Consider the following 17948-nt stretch of genomic DNA (forward strand, 5'->3'; position numbering starts at 1 on the left):
CATCATGGCTCAAAGCAACGCTACTCAAACCCAAACCAAGGCTTCCATCACGCGCGACAGCGCGCTGGCGCTGGCCATCACTGCGCGCGACGCGGCCACCAGGATCGGCCTGAATCTGGCCATTGCGATCACCGACGACGGCGGCCACCTGATCGCCTTCGAGCGCGCCGACGCCACGCCGTTCCTGGCCGCCGAAGTGGCCATCAACAAGGCTTGGACTGCTGCCTCCTTCGGTCTGGACACGATGATCTGGAACCAGGTCGTCGCTCAGCCGGCCACCGCTCCGCTGGCCAACCATCCGCGCGTCATGCCGGTTGGCGGCGGTGTTCCCATCGTGGTGGGCGGCCGTGTGGTCGGTGGCATCGGCATCTCTGGTGGCACCGCCCAGCAAGACCACGACGTGGCTGCCGCTGCGCTCAAGACCGCTGGCTTCGAGGCCGCCAAGTGAACGCAACCATCTTTCGGCGACGCCGGCGTCGCGTTGACTACGGCGGTCGCTGATGCGTGAGTGGAGTTGAAACGCAAGTTCCGAGAGGCCCCCACTAGTCTAGATGCTCGTGCAATCAAATTTTGCGCGCCCGGGGGGGATGCTAGGCGTGGCGATACGGATCAAAAAGATAACTCGGCCTTGGGAATCGCTCGGCGCCACAACGCAATCGATATGTGGAAGACGCATTGTAGCAGAGGCCGCGCCTGCCTAGGTGCGGTGGTGGCCGGCGGCCTGCCCTCCATCGACATGGACAATCTCGCCTGTCACAAACCCAGCGCCATCGAGGTACAGCACCGCATCGACAACGTCGGATATCTCTCCCATCCGGCCCATGGGATGGAGTGCAGCCAAAGCCTGATGCGCCTCCGGTGGATGCATCGGCGTTTTGATGATGCCGGGCGAGACGGCGTTGACGCGGACGCCAGTGCTCGCATACTCGATCGCGAGCGCCCTAGTGGCCGCATTCAAGGCGCCTTTGGTAAGCGACGCCAAGGCGGCCGGGACGCTATTCATCGGCTGGTCGACAAGACTCGTCGTGATCGTGACGACATGGCCGTGCCCTTGCTTGCCCATGATGTCGAGCGCGCGTTGGGTCATGTTAAAGAAGCCGGTCACGTTCGTCGAGACGTAGGCCTCATAATCGGCCCGCGAGTAAGCGGTGAACGGCTTCGCCATGAACATGCCGGCGTTGTTGACCAGCGTGTCGACCCGGCCGAAATGGTCGATCGCCGCGCTGAATGCCCGCTGCGCCGTTTGGGGATCGCCGACGTCACCCGGCACGACCAGCATGTCGGCATCTGCTCCCGACTTGATTGATCGCGAGGTCGCGACGACCCCGTAGTTTCGCTGCCGAAAGGCCTCGGCAATCCCGGCGCCGATGCCCTGAGATGCTCCCGTGACGATGGCGACTTTCCGTTCTGTGCCCATGACCATCTCCTCAAGCCCCGCCGCTTGCCGCAAGTGGATCGTAGCCGCCTTGCCGAAACATCATGTGCAGTTGCCGTCGCCTGACGCCCATATTGCCGCCGTCGAAGATTGGCAGTGCCAGCGCGTCCTGGAGCAGACGAGCGAAGGGCGCTTCGTGATCGTAGCTGTCGACGCCCACCACCCGCATGAGATCGGTGATCACGCGCACCGCGGCCTCCGAGCCAAAGATCTTGGCCTCGATGGCCAGCTCATCGGCCCCCGGGGACTGGGTATCGACCGCGTGACAGGCGCGCCAGCTGAGATAGCGCGCGGCCTCGATCGTGGTCTTGGCATCGGCCAGCGCGTATCCGACCGCCTGATGCTCGATGATCGGGTGAACGCCACCGCGCCTTTCGGTCTGGGCAAAATGCAGCGCGAACTCGAAAGCCGCGCGCATCAGCGCCACGCCGAAGATGCCGACGAGCGCCGCGGTCCCCGTGAAGGCGGCCGCTGTCAGGGCGAGCCCCGTCCCTTCCTGGCCCAGCAGATTACGGTGCGGTGTAGCAACATTCTGCAATCCGAACTGCGGGACGAGATGCGCGCGATGGCCGATCGTGTCGATGGCGCGCTCGAACACAAGGCCCTTGACCGGTCCCTCGACAGCAATGATCGAGATCGCTTCACTGGGGGGCGCTGCGGAATCGGTTCGGCACACGACGCACAGAACGTCGGCGCCCTCGCGATTCCAGCCGGTGGCTGAGGACACCCATTTCTTGCGGCCGTTGATGACCCAATTGTCGCCCTCCCGTCTCGCAGTGGTGCGAACCCCTTCGCCCGGCGGAGGCGAGCCGGAATTGGCGCTGCCGCCTGGTTCGCTGGAGCAGAATCCGGCGAGCGGGGCGCCACTCGTCCTCAGGAACGGCACCAGCAGGCGCTTGCACTGGTCCGGCGTGCCGCCGAGCAGAATCGGGAGCAAGCCGAGCACGGTGCCGAGCATCGTCAGCGTCACGCTGGCGTTCACACTGTAGAATTCCTCGGCCAGGATCGCCATGTCGATCAAGCCTGAATTTTCGCCACCCGCCGGCGACGGAATGCATTTGCGCAAATAGCCGGCCGCGACCATCGCTTCATAGGTGGGCCGGGTCGCGCGAAAGCGTTCTTCCGGTGTCGCCAGCAGCTCGGCGCGCCGGGCCTCGCCGAGCACCTCCCTGGCGAACTTGCGCGACGCGCGCTGAAGATCCCGCTGTTGTGTCGAAAGCGTGAAATCGATCGCCATGGCGATGTCCTCTGATCCGGGATGTCAGCCGTCACGGATGGCTATCCCTGCCTCGGAAGGAAATCTTGGACGGCAGCGTCCAATTTCTTGGCGTGGAGTGAACCGGATCAGTCAGCGTGCGCTGCTCGCGCGCCGGAACTCGCGCGGGGCCAAACCGTGGCTGCGTTTGAACAGGCGGTTGAAATGCGAGAGGTCGCGGAAGCCCGCGGCAAAGGCGATTTCGGCAATGGTCCGGTGATCAGATTGGGGATCCAGCAGCATACGCGTGCAGACGGCGATCCGCCGGTCATTGACGTGCTCGCCGACAGAGCGATCGGTCATGGCAAAGAGACGATGGACGTAGCGCTCGGAGCAACGGAACTTCGCGGCAAGCGCCGCCGCGCCAAGTTCGAAATTCTCGCTGTGACGCTCGATATGGTCGATCATCATGGACAGCAGGACCGGGACGTGCACGCGCTCAGCGGACAGATCGCTCAGCACGTCGGGCGCGTTTGCGATCAGATCGACCACATGCGCACCCACCTGGGCCGAGTTCATTGAACGCCGATGGTCCGCCAGGCAGATTTCGGCATAGCCGGCGAGCGTCTTTGACAAAGCCCGGCCCGTCTCCGTGCGAGACAGGTTGAGCTGTGGACGAACGAGCAGCCCGCTCGGCAGCAGCCGTCGCGGTACAGCAAAGCAGAAGAGCTTGAAGTTGTGGCAGTTGGCGATCTCGAACGGCTCAGTCGTATCCGCAACCGCGAGGTCACCGGGCGCGCAGGTTTGCTCGTGGTCGCGTTGCCTGGTGCGCCCAAGCCCTTCGAGCTGGAGGTTGACGAAACAAAGATCGTCGGTGCTTCCGGAAATATGTGAGGCAAGGCGGACTACCGTATGCCGCGTCGCCGTCACCAGGGAGACCTGGATTGGCGCAGCGTCAGCTCTGGAAATGGCGCCTTCAAACGGCTCGTCCACAATCCTGCGCGGCTCAAGACGAACAAATGCCGCGGCGAGGTCGTCCGCCCAGCTTCCAAAGGGTTGATCCGCGCGTCGCGGCCTGGTCGACCATTCCATGAGCACCCCATACAAATTGCAAGGGTCCCGGTCGGCACAGGATATCGCCCGCGCAATGTGCGGTCAAATTCCGGGCACTGGCAAGTTCGGGGTCACACGTGCCCGGCAAGAGTTGGGCCAGCAGCGGCTGATCCCTGTCGAAAGCGATCCGCACCGGAATTCGTTGGACGACCTTCGTGAAATTGCCGGTCGCGTTGTCTGGGGCGGTCCCAAGCCTGCTGTTTGCCGTCGTATCTCATGCCATCCCGTTCGCCAGAAACTGCGAAAGGTTGATGGCGTTGAGCATCGTCTATGGACTATTGCTGGGCACGTTTGTGCCGGCGACATTCATGATCATCTTCCGGCCATGTTGCGCTCAGGTCAGTTCCGGGTCCCAGATGCCACCTTCACGACGCTATTCCGCTCAGCGCTCGGAAGCGGACAATTCGGGCACCAAGAGCACAGGTCAGCCACGGAAGGTTCGATCATGAGGCGGCAGGCAATCAATTTGCTACCGGAGAACTCTTCTGGAACGGCATCTAGCTCCTCATCGATTATTCGTTCGGCGGCAGTATCAAAGGCTTGATCGGGGCGGCCGAAGCCAACGTCGACGCTGTAGTAGCGCTACGATTCGTCATTCCGGGCCGCGGTCATCCGGTGAGCAACAGGGCGTACGCCAGCATTGGCCTACCGGGCGCACTCTGCGGTTTCTAAATCGCAATGCGCTATTTTCTCTGCCTCGCGCTCTCAAGTAGCGTCATGCAGGCCTCGAGACAGGCTTCGGCGATGGTCCGACCATGAGCACTCGGCTTCCTGTTTAATAGCCGGTGCATCACCACGCCATGCAACATCATCATGACCGGATAAGCGACGCGGGCGGCCTTGCCTGCCTCGACACCGGCGCGCACCAGATGGGCAGTGTATCGCTCGATTTCACCGGCCTGCGCATCGGCTGTGACACGCTCCATCCAGCCGCGCCCGTACAGCAATTCATAATCGCGGGGATGGTTGGTGCCAAAAGCGAGATGTCGCTCGCAAGTGTCCCGGAAGTCGCGTGATTTCGCCAGGTAGGCCGAGAAGCGCTGAAAGGCGAGCGTGCGCAAACCCATCAGCAGCGTCTCGCGATCCGCGTAGTAACTGTAGACCGTCGGGGTTGTGGTCCCCGCTTCCGCCGCCACGCCACGGATCGTGACGGCCTCTTCGCCGCCGGACTGCCAAAGGGCGTCCGCGGCCTTCAATATCCTGTGAGGCAGTTCGGGATCGGCACTTCGCGGCATTCCGCCCTCTTGCTTTTACATCGTATAAGTTTTACGTCGTCTAAATAATAACTCTGTTCCCAGGAGCAAAGCAATGGCCGCCCTTTCCGCGAAAACAGAACCAGCGAACATGACGACGACATATGAGCATACCATCCTCGTGACCGGAGCAGCCGGCGCTGTAGGCGGCATCGGCCGCAACGTCACCCAGATGTTACTGGACCGCGGCCACAAGGTTCGCGCCCTGGTGCGACAAGAAGATGCGCGCGCGGAGGCCCTTCGGCGCCTCGGCGCCGAGGTCGTCGCAGGCGACCTTACCGACCTCACCGCGGTGCATCGCGCCGTCGATGGGTGCAAACGCATCTACTTCGGTATGTCGGTCTCGGCGGCCTATCTCGAAGCGACTGTCAACTTCGCAGCGGTTGCGCGCCACCTCGGCGTCGAAGCCGTTGTGAACATGTCGCAGATGACGGTCTCGCAAATGAGCATCACCGAGACAACCAACAGCCCGCAACACAAACTGCACTGGCTGGCGGAGCAGGCACTTGCATGGTCCGGCTTACCGGTCGTCACGATGCGGCCGACCGTGTTCCTAGAAGGCTTCTTCCAGGCGGCCGCTGCAGCGGTCGTGCGCGACAACGATGCGCTCATGCTGCCTCTTGGCCGCGGCCGCACCTCACCCATCTCCGCGATGGACGTGGCACGCGCCGTCGCCTTGGTGCTGGACGAGCCGGCTCCGCACATCGGCCGCATCTACGACCTCACCGGACCGGAGTCGGCCGACCTGACGCACTTCGCGAAAGTCTTCTCTGAGGTGCTCGGGCGCACGATCATCTACCGTGACGTGCCGATCGACGCCTGGATCGGCAGGATGCGCGAGGTCGGCCTTCCGGAGCACCTGCTGGCGCACCTCAAGGCGATGGCACAGCTACATCAGCAAGGCCGTTACGACCGCATGACGGACGACTTCCTGCGGCTGACGGGCCATGCGCCGACAAGCATGCGCGAGTTCGTGCAGGCGCACGCCGCGGAGTTCACACGACCTGCCACGACTGCTGAACCACACGTCTGATCATCCGTGGCCTCGGTGGGGCCGGACCTTTTGTGGCCTGCAACCTGAAGGGCTTCCGTGCGGCACTGTCATCGCCCGGACGGTCGGGCAGCCTCCTTTTCTTAAGTCAGGAAAAAACATGTCCGCTACTCTCGTCGATGACGCCAAGGAGATTTTCACACCTCCTGACAACTTGCCGGCCGACAAACTGATCCACGGTCCGTTGTTGCCACAACTGATCCGACTGGCCTTGCCGACGGCTGCTGTGCTGTTCATGACGACGTTGCTCAGCGTTGCCGAAACCTATTTCGTAAGCGCGCTGGGCGTGCATGCGATCGCCGCCGCATCTTTGGTGGTTCCGGCAATGCTGCTGATGACCACGGTAGCGAGTGCCGGCATCGGCGGCGGCGTATCCTCTGCTATCGCTCGCGCCATCGGCGCCCGCCGCCAGGACGAGGCGGAAAGCCTAACATGGCACGCGGTGGTCATCGGTGCAGTAGGAGGCGGACTGTTCTCCCTAATAGCGCTGATGGCCGGGCCCGCGCTGTATCGCAGCCTCGGCGGTCGCGGAGCGTCGCTGGACCTTGCGGTTCTCTATTCCAACATCCTGTTCGGGGGTGCGATCTCGTTCTGGATCCTGCTGCTACTGCAGGCGGCACTGCGCGGGGCCGGCAATGTCAAGGTCCCAGCGATGACCATAATGGGCAGCGTGGTCGTCGGGCTGATCGTGTCACCGGTGTTGATCAACGGCTGGCTGGGTGCTCCGCGCCTGGGCGTCGCTGGCGCCGGTGTAACCCAAGTATTGTGCAGTATCGCCGCGCTGGTCGTCGTGGTCGTCTACATGCGTTCGCCGTCCTCGACGCTGCGCCTGCGCCGTTATCCGCTGCGGCGCCAGCATTTCAGTGCGATCCTTGGCGTCGGCTTACTGTCGTCGATCAACGTTGTCATGTTGGCCATGTCAGTCACCGCCCTGACCGCGGCGGCCGGGGCAGTGAGCGTCGCCGCCATCGCTGGCTACGGCATTGCCTCCCGCCTCGAGATGCTGCTGTCTCCGGTGATGTTCGGCTGCGGAACCGCAGCGATCGCGCTGGTCGGCACAAACCTGGGCGCAGGCAACATAGCTCGTGCCCGGCAGGTAGCGATCGTGAACGTACTGTTTGTCGCCGGCGTGGTCGGGCTCGTTGGATGGTTCGTTTCACTCTTCCCGCAACTCTGGCTCGGTCTGTTTACGAACGATCAAGCAATTATGGCGGTCGGCGCGCAATACCTGCATATGGTAGCGCCTTTCTACGCAGGGATTGGCGTCATTTTCGAGCTCTACTTTGTAGGGCAAGGCGCACAACGCATCCTCTGGCCAATGACCGCCAGCGTAGTGCGTTGCGCATTTGCGCTCGCCGCCATGATGCTGGTCCTGCGAGGCGATGCGAGTCTGCACACTGCATTCGAACTGGTAGCCGTTAGCGTCGTCGTGGCAGCGACCATCAGTCTGTTTGGCTTCCTGCGAGCTCGCTGGGATCGTTAGACACCGGCCTTCTCTTTGTTGAGGGCTTAGTGAGTGAACCTACCATGAGAGGAGCTTCCGGTATGAGCGCCGCAATTCTGGTGATTGGAGCTACAGGAACAACCGGCAAGGAATTGGCAAAAATTCTGGCGAAGGGCGGTCACAAAACCCGCGCTACCGTTCGATCGACAAGCAACAAACGCGCACTGCAGGCATTGGAAGTTGAATTGGTTCAAGCCGATCTAAACGATGTCGGCTCTCTGGAAAAAGCTATGGACGGAATCCAGAAAGTATATTTTGCCACTCCTCTTGTACCGAACATGGCTGAACTCTCTTCATCAATCATCACCGCGGCTAAAAGCGCAGGCGTGAAACATCTTGTGAAATTGTCGGGAGGTGGGGCCGATAGCGATCTGGACACAATGGCCAAGTGGCATAGAGCGGTTGAAAGGGAAATTGAGCAGTCCGGCATTGCTCACACCTTCTTGCGGTCAAATTCCTTTATGCAGAACTTTAGCAATTTCAACTCGCACACGATTCGTGATCATGGAGCCTTTTACGGGCCGCATGGCGACGGAAAGACGGCTTACGTTGATGCCCGCGATATAGCCAAAGTTGCTTATCAGGTCTTGACGGAAGATGGTCATGAGAACAAGGCATATTACTTATCAGGGCCAGAGGCACTTTCTGGTGCCGAAGTTGCGGATATTCTTTCTGCGGCAACCGGAAAAGCAATCAGGTATATCGATGTGCCGGTTGAAGCCGCTCGCGCTTCCATGCTAGGCGCAGGCATGCCTGCTGTAATCGTTGAGGGCTTGTTGGAGCATTATCGGACGATGAAGTTAGGATTCACCGCACGGGTTTCTAGTTCGGTGGAAGAAATAACCGGACGAAAGGCAACCCACTTCGCGGCGTTTGCTCAAGAAGAGAGAGAAGTATTTGTCGGGTGAAGCGCCCCTGACACTCCTCGACTACCAGCTTTCTCCGAACGGTCGGAGTTCAACATTGAACGACCAAGCGCTGCGGTCCTGGTGAGCAACGTGCCAGATCTCGCTCGCGATCGCCTGCGGTTTGATGAAGAAATCGTCCGGCCGCTCGGGCCACCGCTTTCGCGTCCATTCGAGGTCGATCACGGCATCGATCACGACATAGGCGACGTGGATTCCCTGAGGACCGAGATCCCGGGCCATGGACTCCGCCAGGATCCGCTGAGCTGCCTTGGTCGGCGCGAAGCCGGCAAAGCCTGCTTTGCCGCGCAGTGCCGAGGTATTGCCGGTCGCGATGATGGCGCCCGCACCGGACGCGATCATCGCCGGGGTTAATCGCCGAGCCAGGTACAACAGCCCCATCGTGTTGACCTGAAAATTGCGGTTGAGGATCGCCGGATCGATCTCCCGAAAGGTGCCGAACGCACCTCCGACGGCGTTGTGGATGATGACCGTGGGATGGCCGAGATCGCGCTCCACAGCGGATGCCACCGCATCCACCTGCGTGGGGTCCGACACGTCGCAACGAAATCCCTTCGCGCCCGGCAATTGTGCTTCGAGCGCTGCAAGGCGCTCCTCATTGCGCGCGAGCAGCGCCACGCGATAGCCGCCTTCAGCGAATCTCCTGGCAAGGGCCGAGCCCGTACCGGGGCCAACACCCGAGATCAGGCAAACTGGCGCGGTCATGCGATCAGACCTCCTTGTTGCGGCCGCCGGCCTTCATGCCGCGGCCTCTACGCTGCAATCTTGGACAGCAGCTTATCGACATAGGGCGCGAGATCAGGACGAAAGTGCTCATGCGCGAGGAGCCGGTCGAAATGAGCAAGGCACAGAGGATACTCGCTGCCGACGCCAGCGTGCAGGATCTTGTCGAGACCCAGGCTGGTCAACTGATCAGCCCGCGCATACTCGTTCATGAACAGCGCAAGTTCAGCGGCAAAGCAGATGTCCGCCAGCGTGATCCCATTCCCGACCAGCGTATTTCGGCGTGGCGATAAGGCCTGCTCGATCCCCGACATATAAATCGCGAACGCCTCCTTCGCGCGGGCGTGGATGGTCGCGTCGACCGCACCACCTGACAGCGCGAGGAGATAGATCTGCGCATCCCTCGCAAACACCAGGCTGACATCGAGAAAGCCGTCGATCCTCGAGGCTTCATAGGCGTCTCGCCCGTAGAGCTGGTGCGTGGCTGCGCCCAGGCGCGCCACTGCGCGCATGATGCTGTTGGACTCGAAGATCCCGACCTCTCCGCCAGGCCCGAAGGCAGCCGGCACATGGCCGAACGGCTGCGCCGCAAGAAAGGCATCGGTCTTGAAGAGCTGCGCCCCGGTGAGCCCGACCCGCCCCGTGCGTGCGAGGGATGACAGCGATTGGCGTTCATCCTCGGCTAAAGGACGGGCATCGTAGTCCCACAGCCAGTCTTTCAGTTCCTTCGGAGGCGCGCCCCTGACCTCGATATCCAAGCCGCAGAAACGTGCAGCAATAGTTGCCTTCCAGACACGCGGGTTCGGCAAATATGAGAAGATGCGCAAATCGGCCATCGTGATTTCTCCTGATGAACTTCGCCCCCGCAATAAACGTCAGAGCAGATCCACTACTCGGATCTTGCATCGAGAATGTCGCCGAATTGCTCCCAGCGTGAGCCGTTCCAGCGCTGGAGCTGAAGTTGCGTCCAGATCATGTTGTTGCTCTCGCTGGTATTGATCCTGACGCCGGGCAGCGCGGTCGGCAGATCAAGGTTCTTCAGCGACTTTGCCTGCTTGATGATGTTCTCGCGCGACAGATCGTCGCCGCATTGCTTGAGGATCTGCTCGAGCACCATGCCCTGCTGGTACCCGGTCAGGTAGCTCGTGTTGGTGATGTCGGAGCCGGCAAGATACCGCTCGAAGAAGGCGCGATAAGCCTTGACCGCCTCATCGTCCGTCCATTTCTGGTCGTTCGGATCCTTGTTCGGGGTGCCGACAATGACGCCGATCGAATTCTCGAGGCCCGCAGGCCTCAGCGTGCCCGCGACAGACGACGACGGGAAGTTGATCACGATCGTTGCTTTCCACCCGGTCTCGGCCGCGCGGCGGATGGCCTGCGCCGCAAATTTCGGCGTCCCGGCCACGAACAGCGCCTGCGCGCCGGAGCTCTTGAGCGCAACCACCTGCGAGTCGACCGTCGGTTCGGTGACCTCGTAGCTCGCGGTGACGACCCGCTTGTCGAAATCCGCGCCAAGCACCGACTTGAACGCGTTGACGTAATCGCGACCGAGATCATCGTTCTGGTAGAGGATTGCGTATTTCGCCGCGGGGAGCGCCCGCGTGAGATATTTTGCGTAGATCTTGCCTTCGGTGTCGTAGCTGACGAGACCCGTGGTCGTCAGCGGGTACTCCTTGACGTTGGTGAACTTGCTCGCACCGGTGACGATCGCGATAGCTGGCACGCGCTTCGCGGCGAGATATTTGGCGACCGCGGAGTTGCCCGCCGTGCCGAGCTGGCTGAACATGAACGCGACCTCGTCGCTTTCCACTAGCCTTCGCGCGTGCTCGAACGCCTTGGGCGGGCTATACGCGTCATCCATCATGACATAGTCGATCTTGCGGCCGTTGATGCCGCCGCGATCGTTGATCGATTGTACATAGGCCAGCACGCCCTGCCCGGTCTGACCGATCGAGGACGCCGGTCCGCTCAACGGAAATATGCCGCCGATCTTGATCTTCGTCGACGTGACGCCTGGCGTGTCACCTGCCCAGCAGGGCGTAGATGTTGCAATCACCAGTGCGCAAGCCAGTCTCATGCACCAGGACATCGCAGATTCCCTCCATTGTTGTTTATGCATGCCCTGCCGGCGGCGAGGCGTGATAGACTTCCGGCGGCCGCGTCAGGCGGCCAGCTTGAGTATCTTGACGATGTCACCGGACTCACGGATCGGCTGCGGATTGGCCCGCGTGAAGATCGACAGCATGGCGTTCTTGCCGATCAGCTCGAAGCGGTCCTCGGCCACGCCGACGTCGGCGAGCCGCCGCGGCAGGCCGAGCTCCGCGATGAAGGCCGCGAAGGCTTCGCCGGCATCGCGGCCGGGCGCGCCGAGCGCGGCGGCGACCGACTTCTGAGCCACTTGCGTGGCCGGCAGATTGTAGTGCAGCACGCTCGGCATCATCACGGCCGTGCAGAAGTAATGCGGCACGTCACAGGTCCCGCCGAGGACATGGCCGATGGCATGGCTGGCGCCCATCGGAACGCGCGACTGCAGGCCGAAGGCGGACATCCAGGACCCCAGTTGGCAGCTCAGCCGCGCCGCCTCGTCGTTCGGATTGTCCTTGGTGCGACGGAGCCCGTCGGACAAATAGCGCAAGCCCTGCTGGCACACGGCATCGACGAGCACATTGGGACGGCTGGAGCAGATCGCCTCGATGCCGTGATCCATTGCGCGCGTGCCTGATCCGAGCCAGAGCTTCTCCGGCGTGTATCTGGTGATTGCCGGATCGAGGATGATGCTTCGCGGCATCATCATCGGATGATTGAAAATCTGCTTCAGCTTGCGGCTGGTGTCGGTGACCAGCGCGCCCGAATTGTATTCGCCGCCGGAGAGCGTGCTCGGGATGGCGACCATCCGCACTTTCGGGGTTCGGAATGGCCCGAAGCGGCGGTCCGGCGTGGTCTCGAACCCATCGAGCCCTTTTGGCTCGAAGATTTCGTGCTCCATGCACATCAGCACGATCTTTGCCGCATCGACCACCGAGCCGCCGCCGATCGCAACGACCAGGTCGGCCTCCGCATCCCTGGCCTGCCGGGCAATCTGCGTCACCACGTCCCGGGTCGTGTGCTGCGGCACCCCGTCAAAGGTCGCAGCATGGCGCGCGCCGAGCGCGGTCCGGATCTTCTCGATCTCGTCCGTCGTGGTGTTGAGCGTGCGGCTCGCGATCAGATAGACGCGCCTGGCGCCCAGCCGCTCGGCCTCCTCCCGCAGCGCCTCCGCCGCCGGCTTGCCGTAGATCACGGATTCCATGGTGGGATATTGATGGCTACCGACGACGGGCATGCTCTTCCTCCCCTATGTTTTCTTGCCGTAGCGCTGCGGCGTCTGCATCGTGACGCCGTCAGCCATCCCGGTCTTGACGCACTCGCATCCGCCGCATCTCAGGCGACCGCGCGTGCCCGCTGCGCTTCGACCGTTCCGTCGAGGAAGCCGGTCAAGCGCTGGCGGATGATCGCTTCCGCCTCCGCCATGATGCGATCGATCAGCTCCTTGACCGTCGGGATGTCGTGGATCAGCCCGACCACCATGCCGCAGCTCCACGCCCCGGCATCCATCTGGCCATCGACCATCACCTTCGGATAGACGCCGGCCACCTGGTCGATGATGTCGTCGATCTTCAGGCTTGCGCCCTTCTCGCGCTCGATCTCGAGCAACTCGTCGACGCCCTTGTTCCTGAGCACGCGCTCGGTGTTGCGCAGCGCGCGCATCACCAGAACGGTGTCAAGCTCGGTCGCCTTGACCAGCGCCTGCTTCACATTGTCATGGACCGGGGCTTCCTTGGTGGCGATGAAGCGCGTGCCCATGTTCATGCCGGAAGCACCCATCGCGAGCGCACCGACAAGGCTGCGTCCATCTGCCATGCCGCCGGAGGCCACGAACGGGATCTTCAGCTCATCCGCCGCCCGCGGTAGCAGGATCATGTTCGGGATGTCGTCCTCGCCGGGATGACCGCCGCACTCGAAACCGTCGACGCTGACGGCGTCGCAGCCGATCTTTTCCGCTTTCAGCGAATGCCGCACCGAGGTGCATTTGTGGATCACCTTGATGCCCGCCGCCTTCAGTGCCGGCATGTAGGCCTCCGGGCTGCGGCCCGCAGTCTCGACCGCCTTGATGCCGCCTTCACGGATCGCGGCGATATATTCCGGATAAGGCGGATCCGACAGCGTCGGCAGGAAGGTCAGGTTCACGCCGAACGGCTTGTCGGTCATGTCGCGGCAGCGCGCGATCTCCTTGGCGAGGAGCTCTGGCGTTTTCTGGGTGAGGCCCGTGATGATGCCGAGACCGCCGGCATTCGACACGGCCGCAGCCATCTCGGCGAAGCCGACATAGTGCATGCCGCCCTGGATGATCGGATGCTGGATGCCGAACAGTTCGGTGATTGCTGTCTTCACATGAAAACTCCGTTTCCGATCAGTGGACGATTTCAAACAGGCCCGCGGCACCCATGCCGCCGCCGACGCACATGGTCACCACGCCGTACTTGGCCTTGCGCCGCCGGCCTTCGAGCAGGATATGCCCCGTAAGCCGCGCTCCGGTCATGCCATAGGGATGACCGATCGCGATCGAGCCGCCGTTGACGTTGAGCTTGTTCGGATCGATGCCGAGCTTGTCGCGGCAATAGATCACCTGCACCGCGTAGGCCTCGTTGAGCTCCCACAGATCGATGTCATCGATCTTGAGGTTGTGACGCTTGAGGAGCCGCGGGATTGCAGCGACCGGCCCGACACCCATTTCGTCCGGCTCGACGCCAGCGGCGACGAAGCCGCGGAAGATGCCGAGCGGCGTCAAGCCCTTCTGAGCGGCGATCTTGTCGCTCATGATCACGCAGGCCGAGGCGCCATCCGAGAGCTGGCTAGCATTGCCGGCGCTGATGGTCTTGCCTTCGAACACCGGCTTGATCTTGGCGAGGCCGTCAGCCGTGGTATCCGGCCGCGGGCCTTCATCCCGGCTCAGCGTGACCTGCTGATAACTGACCTGCTTGGTATCCTTGTCGACCAACGCCATCTTGGTCGTGATAGGCACGATCTCGTCATTGAAGCGACCGCCCTGAAGCGCGGCACCGACACGGCGCTGGCATTCGAGCGAGTATTCGTCCTGCTGGTCGCGCCCAATCTTGTAGCGCTCGGCGACCACTTCGGCGGTCTCGAGCATCGACATGTACATCTCCGGCTTCATCGCCATGAGATCCTGGTCGACGGCATGAAATTTGTTCATGTGATCGTTCTGCACCAGGCTGATCGACTCGATGCCGCCGCCGATTGCGATCTCGACGCCGTCGAGCATCACCGAGCGCGCGGCGACCGCGATCGCCTGCAAGCCGGAGGCGCATTGCCGGTCGATCGTCGTGCCGGCCACCGTCACGGGAAGACCGGCACGGATCGCTCCCTTGCGGGCGACGTTCATCACCATGGTGCCCTGCTGCATGGCGCAGCCCATCACCACATCTTCGACTTCGGCCGGCGCGATGCCTGCGCGCTTCACCGCCTCGGCCATCACGTGGCCGGCCAGCGTCGGACCATCGGTATTGTTGAGCGCGCCGCGATAGGCCTTGCCGACACCGGTACGCGCGGTGGATACGATTACTGCTTCGGTCGTCATGTCTGCCTCTCTGCTAGGCGGCCGCATCGAGCTGCGCGTAGCGCAACAGGTGGAAGGCAGGATCGCCGAACTGGATGTTGATGGAGGAAATCCGCTTGAAATAATGCCCGATGCTCAATTCGTCGGTCATGCCCATGCCACCGTGCAGCTGCACGGCCTGGTCGGCGATGAATCTGCCGGCATAGCCGATCTTGGACTTGGCACCAGACGCCAGCCGCGAGATGCCAGCCTCGCCTGCATCGAGGCTGAGCGTGAGATGCTGCATCAATGAGAGCGCTTCCTGATGCGCGATGAACATGTCGACCATCCGATGCTGCAGCACCTGGAACGAGCCGATCGTCGTCCCGAACTGCTTGCGGGTCTTGGAATAGTCCAGCGTCGCCGCATTCAGCTCGGACATCGCACCGACCGCCTCGGCGCAGAGCGCGCCGATGGCACGGTCGCGGCAGGCTTCCAGCGCGGCTATCCCCTCGCCTTCCTGACCCAGCAATTGGCCGGTGACGCCACGCAGGCTGATCTCCGCCGCGCGACGGCCATCAATGGTCTTGAAGCTCTGCAGATCGAGGTTGGCGGAGCGGCGATCGACCACGAACAGGCTGACGCCCCCGCGATCGCGCTGCTGGCCGGAGGTGCGCGCCGAAACGATCAGATAGTCAGCCCAGGGCGCGGCAATGACCGCGGCCTTCTGGCCGGTCAAAACATAGCCGTTGCCCCCGCGTCGCGCCGTGGTGGTGACATTGGTGAGATCGAAGCGCGAGCCGTTCTCCGTCCAGGCCAGCGCCCAGATCTTGTTGCCGGCGATGATGTCGGCGATGAAGCCTTGTTTCTGTTCGACGGAGCCTAACTGCTCGAGGAGACTGCCAGCGAGAACCACCGTCTCGACGAAAGGCTCGACCACAAGATGCCGGCCGAACTCCTGCATGATGATCATGGTCGAGAGCGGACCGCCACCGAGCCCGTCGACCTCCTCGGAGAACGGCGCGCCCAGGAGGCCGAGTTCCGCGAAGGCCTGCCACCGCTGGCGGCTGTAGCCCTCCTCGCTCGCGACGATCTTGCGGCGCGCGTCGAAATCATACTGGTCGCGCAGCAGGCGCTGGACGCTGGATCGGAGTAGCTCTTGCTCTTCCATGAATTGGATATCCATCCGGTTCCTCCGTGCTGCTGTTCGCTAGAGACCGAGCACGGCCTTGGCGATGATGTTGCGCTGGATCTCGTTGGATCCGCCGTAGATGGAGAGCTTGCGCGAGTTCAGATACTTCTCCGATGCGGTGTGAGCGTAATCCGGTCCCGGCATAAAGTGATTGGCGCTGACGGGATGCTCGCGGATAGCCAGCCCGTAGTTGCCGATTGAGCGATGCGTCAACTCGGTGATGTCCTGGAAGATCTCGGTGCCGCGGATCTTGAACAGCGAGGCCGCCGGCCCCGGATCGATGCCACGAGCCATTTGCGCTACGACGCGCAGCTCGGTTGCCTCCAGCGCCAGCACGTCGAGCTCGACGCGGGCGATGTCCCTGAGGAATTCGAGGTGGGCTGGATCGTCCTCCGGGATCTCCGCCTTGACGATCGCTTTCAACTTCGCGATGTAGCGCGTTGAGCGGCCGATGCCGGCCATGCTGGTACGCTCATTGCCGAGCAGGAATTTGGCGTAGGTCCAGCCCTTATTCTCCTCGCCGATCAGGTTTTCGACGGACACACGGACATTTTCGAGGAAGACGTCGTTGACCTCGCGCGAACCGTCGATGGTGATGATCGGCCGCACGCTGACGCCCGGCGACTTCATGTCGATCAGGAGAAACGAGATGCCGGATTGCGGCTTTGCGGCCGGATCGGTCCGCACCAGGCAGAAGATCCAGTCGGCGTGCTGCGCCAGCGTCGTCCAGGTCTTGTGACCGTTGACGACGTAATGATCGCCGTCGCGCACCGCCTTGGTGCGAACTGTGGCAAGGTCCGAACCCGATCCAGGCTCCGAGTAGCCCTGGCACCACCAGTCCTCGCCCGAGAGGATCCGCGGCAGAAACTTTTGCTTCTGGGCATCATTGCCAAACGTGTAGATCACCGGTCCGACCATGGTCACGCTGAATGCCAAAGGCGGCATGGTGCCGGCGCGCGTGGTCTCCTGCTCGAAAATGAAGCGACGGGTGATGGACCAGCCGGGGCCGCCATATTCCTTGGGCCAGAGCGGCGCGATCCAGCCCTTCTTGTGGAGGATGCGATGCCACAGCAGCATCTGCTCCTTGGAGAGATCGGTCTCCGGATTGGGAACGCGCATTTCGGCCGGATAATTGTCCTTAATGAAGGCGCGGACTTCGTCGCGAAACACCGCGTCTTCCGGGGATAGCGCGAGCTCCATCGGGGCGCTCCCTACCACTTCTCGCCGAAGGGACGGATCTCAAGCTCGAACGTCCAGGCGCTTTTGGGCTGCTGGTAGAGCTGCCAATAGGACGTCGCCACCGAGGCGGGTGGCATCAGCAGGTCCGGATTGTCCAATGCATTGGGGCCGAGCGCTTCGAGCCGGCGCTGCCGTACCCATTCGGTATCGACGCCGGAATCGATGATGAGATGCGCGACATGGATGTTCTTCGGCCCGAGTTCACGGGCCATCGCCTGCGCGACGGCCCGGAGGCCGAACTTCGCGCTGGCGAACGCGGCATAGCCGGAACCGCCACGCAAGGACGCGGTCGCGCCGGTGAAGAAGATGTTACCGCCCCCGCGCGCCAGCATCAGCCGCGCAGCCTCGCGGCCTGCAAGGAATCCGGAGTAGCAGGCCATCTCCCAGACTTTTCGGAACACCCGCTCGGTGGTCTCGAGGATCGGGAAGTTGACGTTGGCACCGATGTTGAAGATGCAGACCTCGAGCGGCGCGTGCTTGTCGGCGTCGTTCAGGAACGAGATGATCTCCTCCTCCTTGCGTGCATCGAGCGAGCGCGCATGAATCTCGCCGCCGGCGGCTTCGATGTCCTTGACCAACGGCGCGAGCTTGTCGCCATTGCGGCGACCGGCGAACACCGTGAAGCCCTCGGAGGCGAATTTCTTGGCAATTTCGCCGCCGATAAAATCACCGGCGCCGATCACTGCAACCGTCCTGTTTCTCTTCTGCATGGGACTTCTCC

At 62.4% G+C, this 17948-nt stretch carries 17 protein-coding genes; 4 read left to right on the plus strand and 13 right to left on the minus strand.

All coding sequences use genetic code 11. From position 1 onward, the window contains the following. Positions 1-4 precede the first annotated feature (4 nt). Positions 5-448, plus strand: a complete 444-nt coding sequence (locus XH80_RS05675; RefSeq protein ID WP_271597710.1) for a GlcG/HbpS family heme-binding protein — start codon at positions 5-7, stop codon at positions 446-448. Between the two features lie 249 nt (positions 449-697). On the opposite strand, the gene XH80_RS05680 is transcribed toward XH80_RS05675, so the two are convergent. The 4 genes from XH80_RS05680 to XH80_RS05700 form a co-directional block, all read right to left on the minus strand. After that, on the minus strand, positions 698-1417 hold the full coding sequence (locus XH80_RS05680) for an SDR family NAD(P)-dependent oxidoreductase (protein ID WP_271597711.1): 720 nt from the start codon (positions 1415-1417) through the stop codon (positions 698-700). A gap of 10 nt (positions 1418-1427) precedes the next feature. Next, complete coding sequence (locus XH80_RS05685) at positions 1428-2672, minus strand: acyl-CoA dehydrogenase family protein (protein ID WP_271597712.1); 1245 nt, start codon at positions 2670-2672, stop codon at positions 1428-1430. Positions 2673-2783: 111 nt separating this feature from the next. After that, positions 2784-3722 (minus strand): helix-turn-helix domain-containing protein, encoded by a 939-nt coding sequence (locus XH80_RS05690; protein ID WP_271597713.1) that lies wholly within the window; start codon positions 3720-3722, stop codon positions 2784-2786. 704 nt (positions 3723-4426) lie between these two features. Beyond that, a complete protein-coding gene (locus XH80_RS05700; RefSeq protein WP_271597714.1) occupies positions 4427-4978 on the minus strand; it encodes a TetR/AcrR family transcriptional regulator in 552 nt (183 codons plus the stop codon). A 73-nt stretch (positions 4979-5051) separates the two neighbouring features. On the opposite strand from XH80_RS05700, the gene XH80_RS05705 reads away from it, so the two are divergent. The 3 genes from XH80_RS05705 to XH80_RS05715 all read left to right on the plus strand — a co-directional run bounded on the left by XH80_RS05705 (position 5052) and on the right by XH80_RS05715 (position 8459). Then, on the plus strand, positions 5052-6029 hold the full coding sequence (locus tag XH80_RS05705) for an SDR family NAD(P)-dependent oxidoreductase (RefSeq protein WP_271597715.1): 978 nt from the start codon (positions 5052-5054) through the stop codon (positions 6027-6029). A gap of 118 nt (positions 6030-6147) precedes the next feature. Beyond that, complete coding sequence (locus XH80_RS05710; RefSeq protein ID WP_271597716.1) at positions 6148-7530, plus strand: MATE family efflux transporter; 1383 nt, start codon at positions 6148-6150, stop codon at positions 7528-7530. Between the two features lie 62 nt (positions 7531-7592). After that, complete coding sequence (locus XH80_RS05715; RefSeq protein WP_271597717.1) at positions 7593-8459, plus strand: SDR family oxidoreductase; 867 nt, start codon at positions 7593-7595, stop codon at positions 8457-8459. Between the two features lie 21 nt (positions 8460-8480). Here the strand turns inward: XH80_RS05715 and XH80_RS05720 are convergent, their stop codons facing one another. The 9 genes from XH80_RS05720 to XH80_RS05760 form a co-directional block, all read right to left on the minus strand. Next, on the minus strand, positions 8481-9182 hold the full coding sequence (locus XH80_RS05720) for an SDR family NAD(P)-dependent oxidoreductase (protein WP_271597718.1): 702 nt from the start codon (positions 9180-9182) through the stop codon (positions 8481-8483). A gap of 47 nt (positions 9183-9229) precedes the next feature. Beyond that, positions 9230-10036, minus strand: a complete 807-nt coding sequence (locus XH80_RS05725; RefSeq protein ID WP_271597719.1) for a glutathione S-transferase family protein — start codon at positions 10034-10036, stop codon at positions 9230-9232. 53 nt (positions 10037-10089) lie between these two features. Further along, on the minus strand, positions 10090-11289 hold the full coding sequence (locus XH80_RS05730) for an ABC transporter substrate-binding protein (protein ID WP_271597720.1): 1200 nt from the start codon (positions 11287-11289) through the stop codon (positions 10090-10092). 72 nt (positions 11290-11361) lie between these two features. Further along, positions 11362-12522: an iron-containing alcohol dehydrogenase gene (locus XH80_RS05735; RefSeq protein ID WP_271597721.1), complete on the minus strand. Its 1161-nt coding sequence runs from the start codon at positions 12520-12522 to the stop codon at positions 11362-11364. A 98-nt stretch (positions 12523-12620) separates the two neighbouring features. After that, on the minus strand, positions 12621-13631 hold the full coding sequence (locus tag XH80_RS05740; RefSeq protein WP_271597722.1) for an NAD(P)H-dependent flavin oxidoreductase: 1011 nt from the start codon (positions 13629-13631) through the stop codon (positions 12621-12623). Positions 13632-13650: 19 nt separating this feature from the next. Continuing rightward, positions 13651-14838, minus strand: a complete 1188-nt coding sequence (locus XH80_RS05745; protein ID WP_271597723.1) for an acetyl-CoA C-acyltransferase — start codon at positions 14836-14838, stop codon at positions 13651-13653. Positions 14839-14851: 13 nt separating this feature from the next. Then, positions 14852-15982 carry an acyl-CoA dehydrogenase family protein gene (locus XH80_RS05750; RefSeq protein ID WP_271597724.1) on the minus strand — a complete coding sequence of 377 codons (1131 nt, stop codon included), beginning with the start codon at positions 15980-15982 and terminating at the stop codon, positions 14852-14854. Between the two features lie 24 nt (positions 15983-16006). Continuing rightward, complete coding sequence (locus XH80_RS05755; RefSeq protein ID WP_271597725.1) at positions 16007-17188, minus strand: acyl-CoA dehydrogenase family protein; 1182 nt, start codon at positions 17186-17188, stop codon at positions 16007-16009. An 11-nt stretch (positions 17189-17199) separates the two neighbouring features. Then, positions 17200-17937, minus strand: coding sequence for an SDR family oxidoreductase (locus XH80_RS05760; protein WP_271597726.1), 738 nt, complete (start codon positions 17935-17937; stop codon positions 17200-17202). Positions 17938-17948 lie beyond the last annotated feature (11 nt).

Origin of the sequence: Bradyrhizobium sp. CCBAU 45384 (assembly GCF_028128665.1) — a bacterium.
GTDB classification, from domain to species: domain Bacteria; phylum Pseudomonadota; class Alphaproteobacteria; order Rhizobiales; family Xanthobacteraceae; genus Bradyrhizobium; species Bradyrhizobium manausense.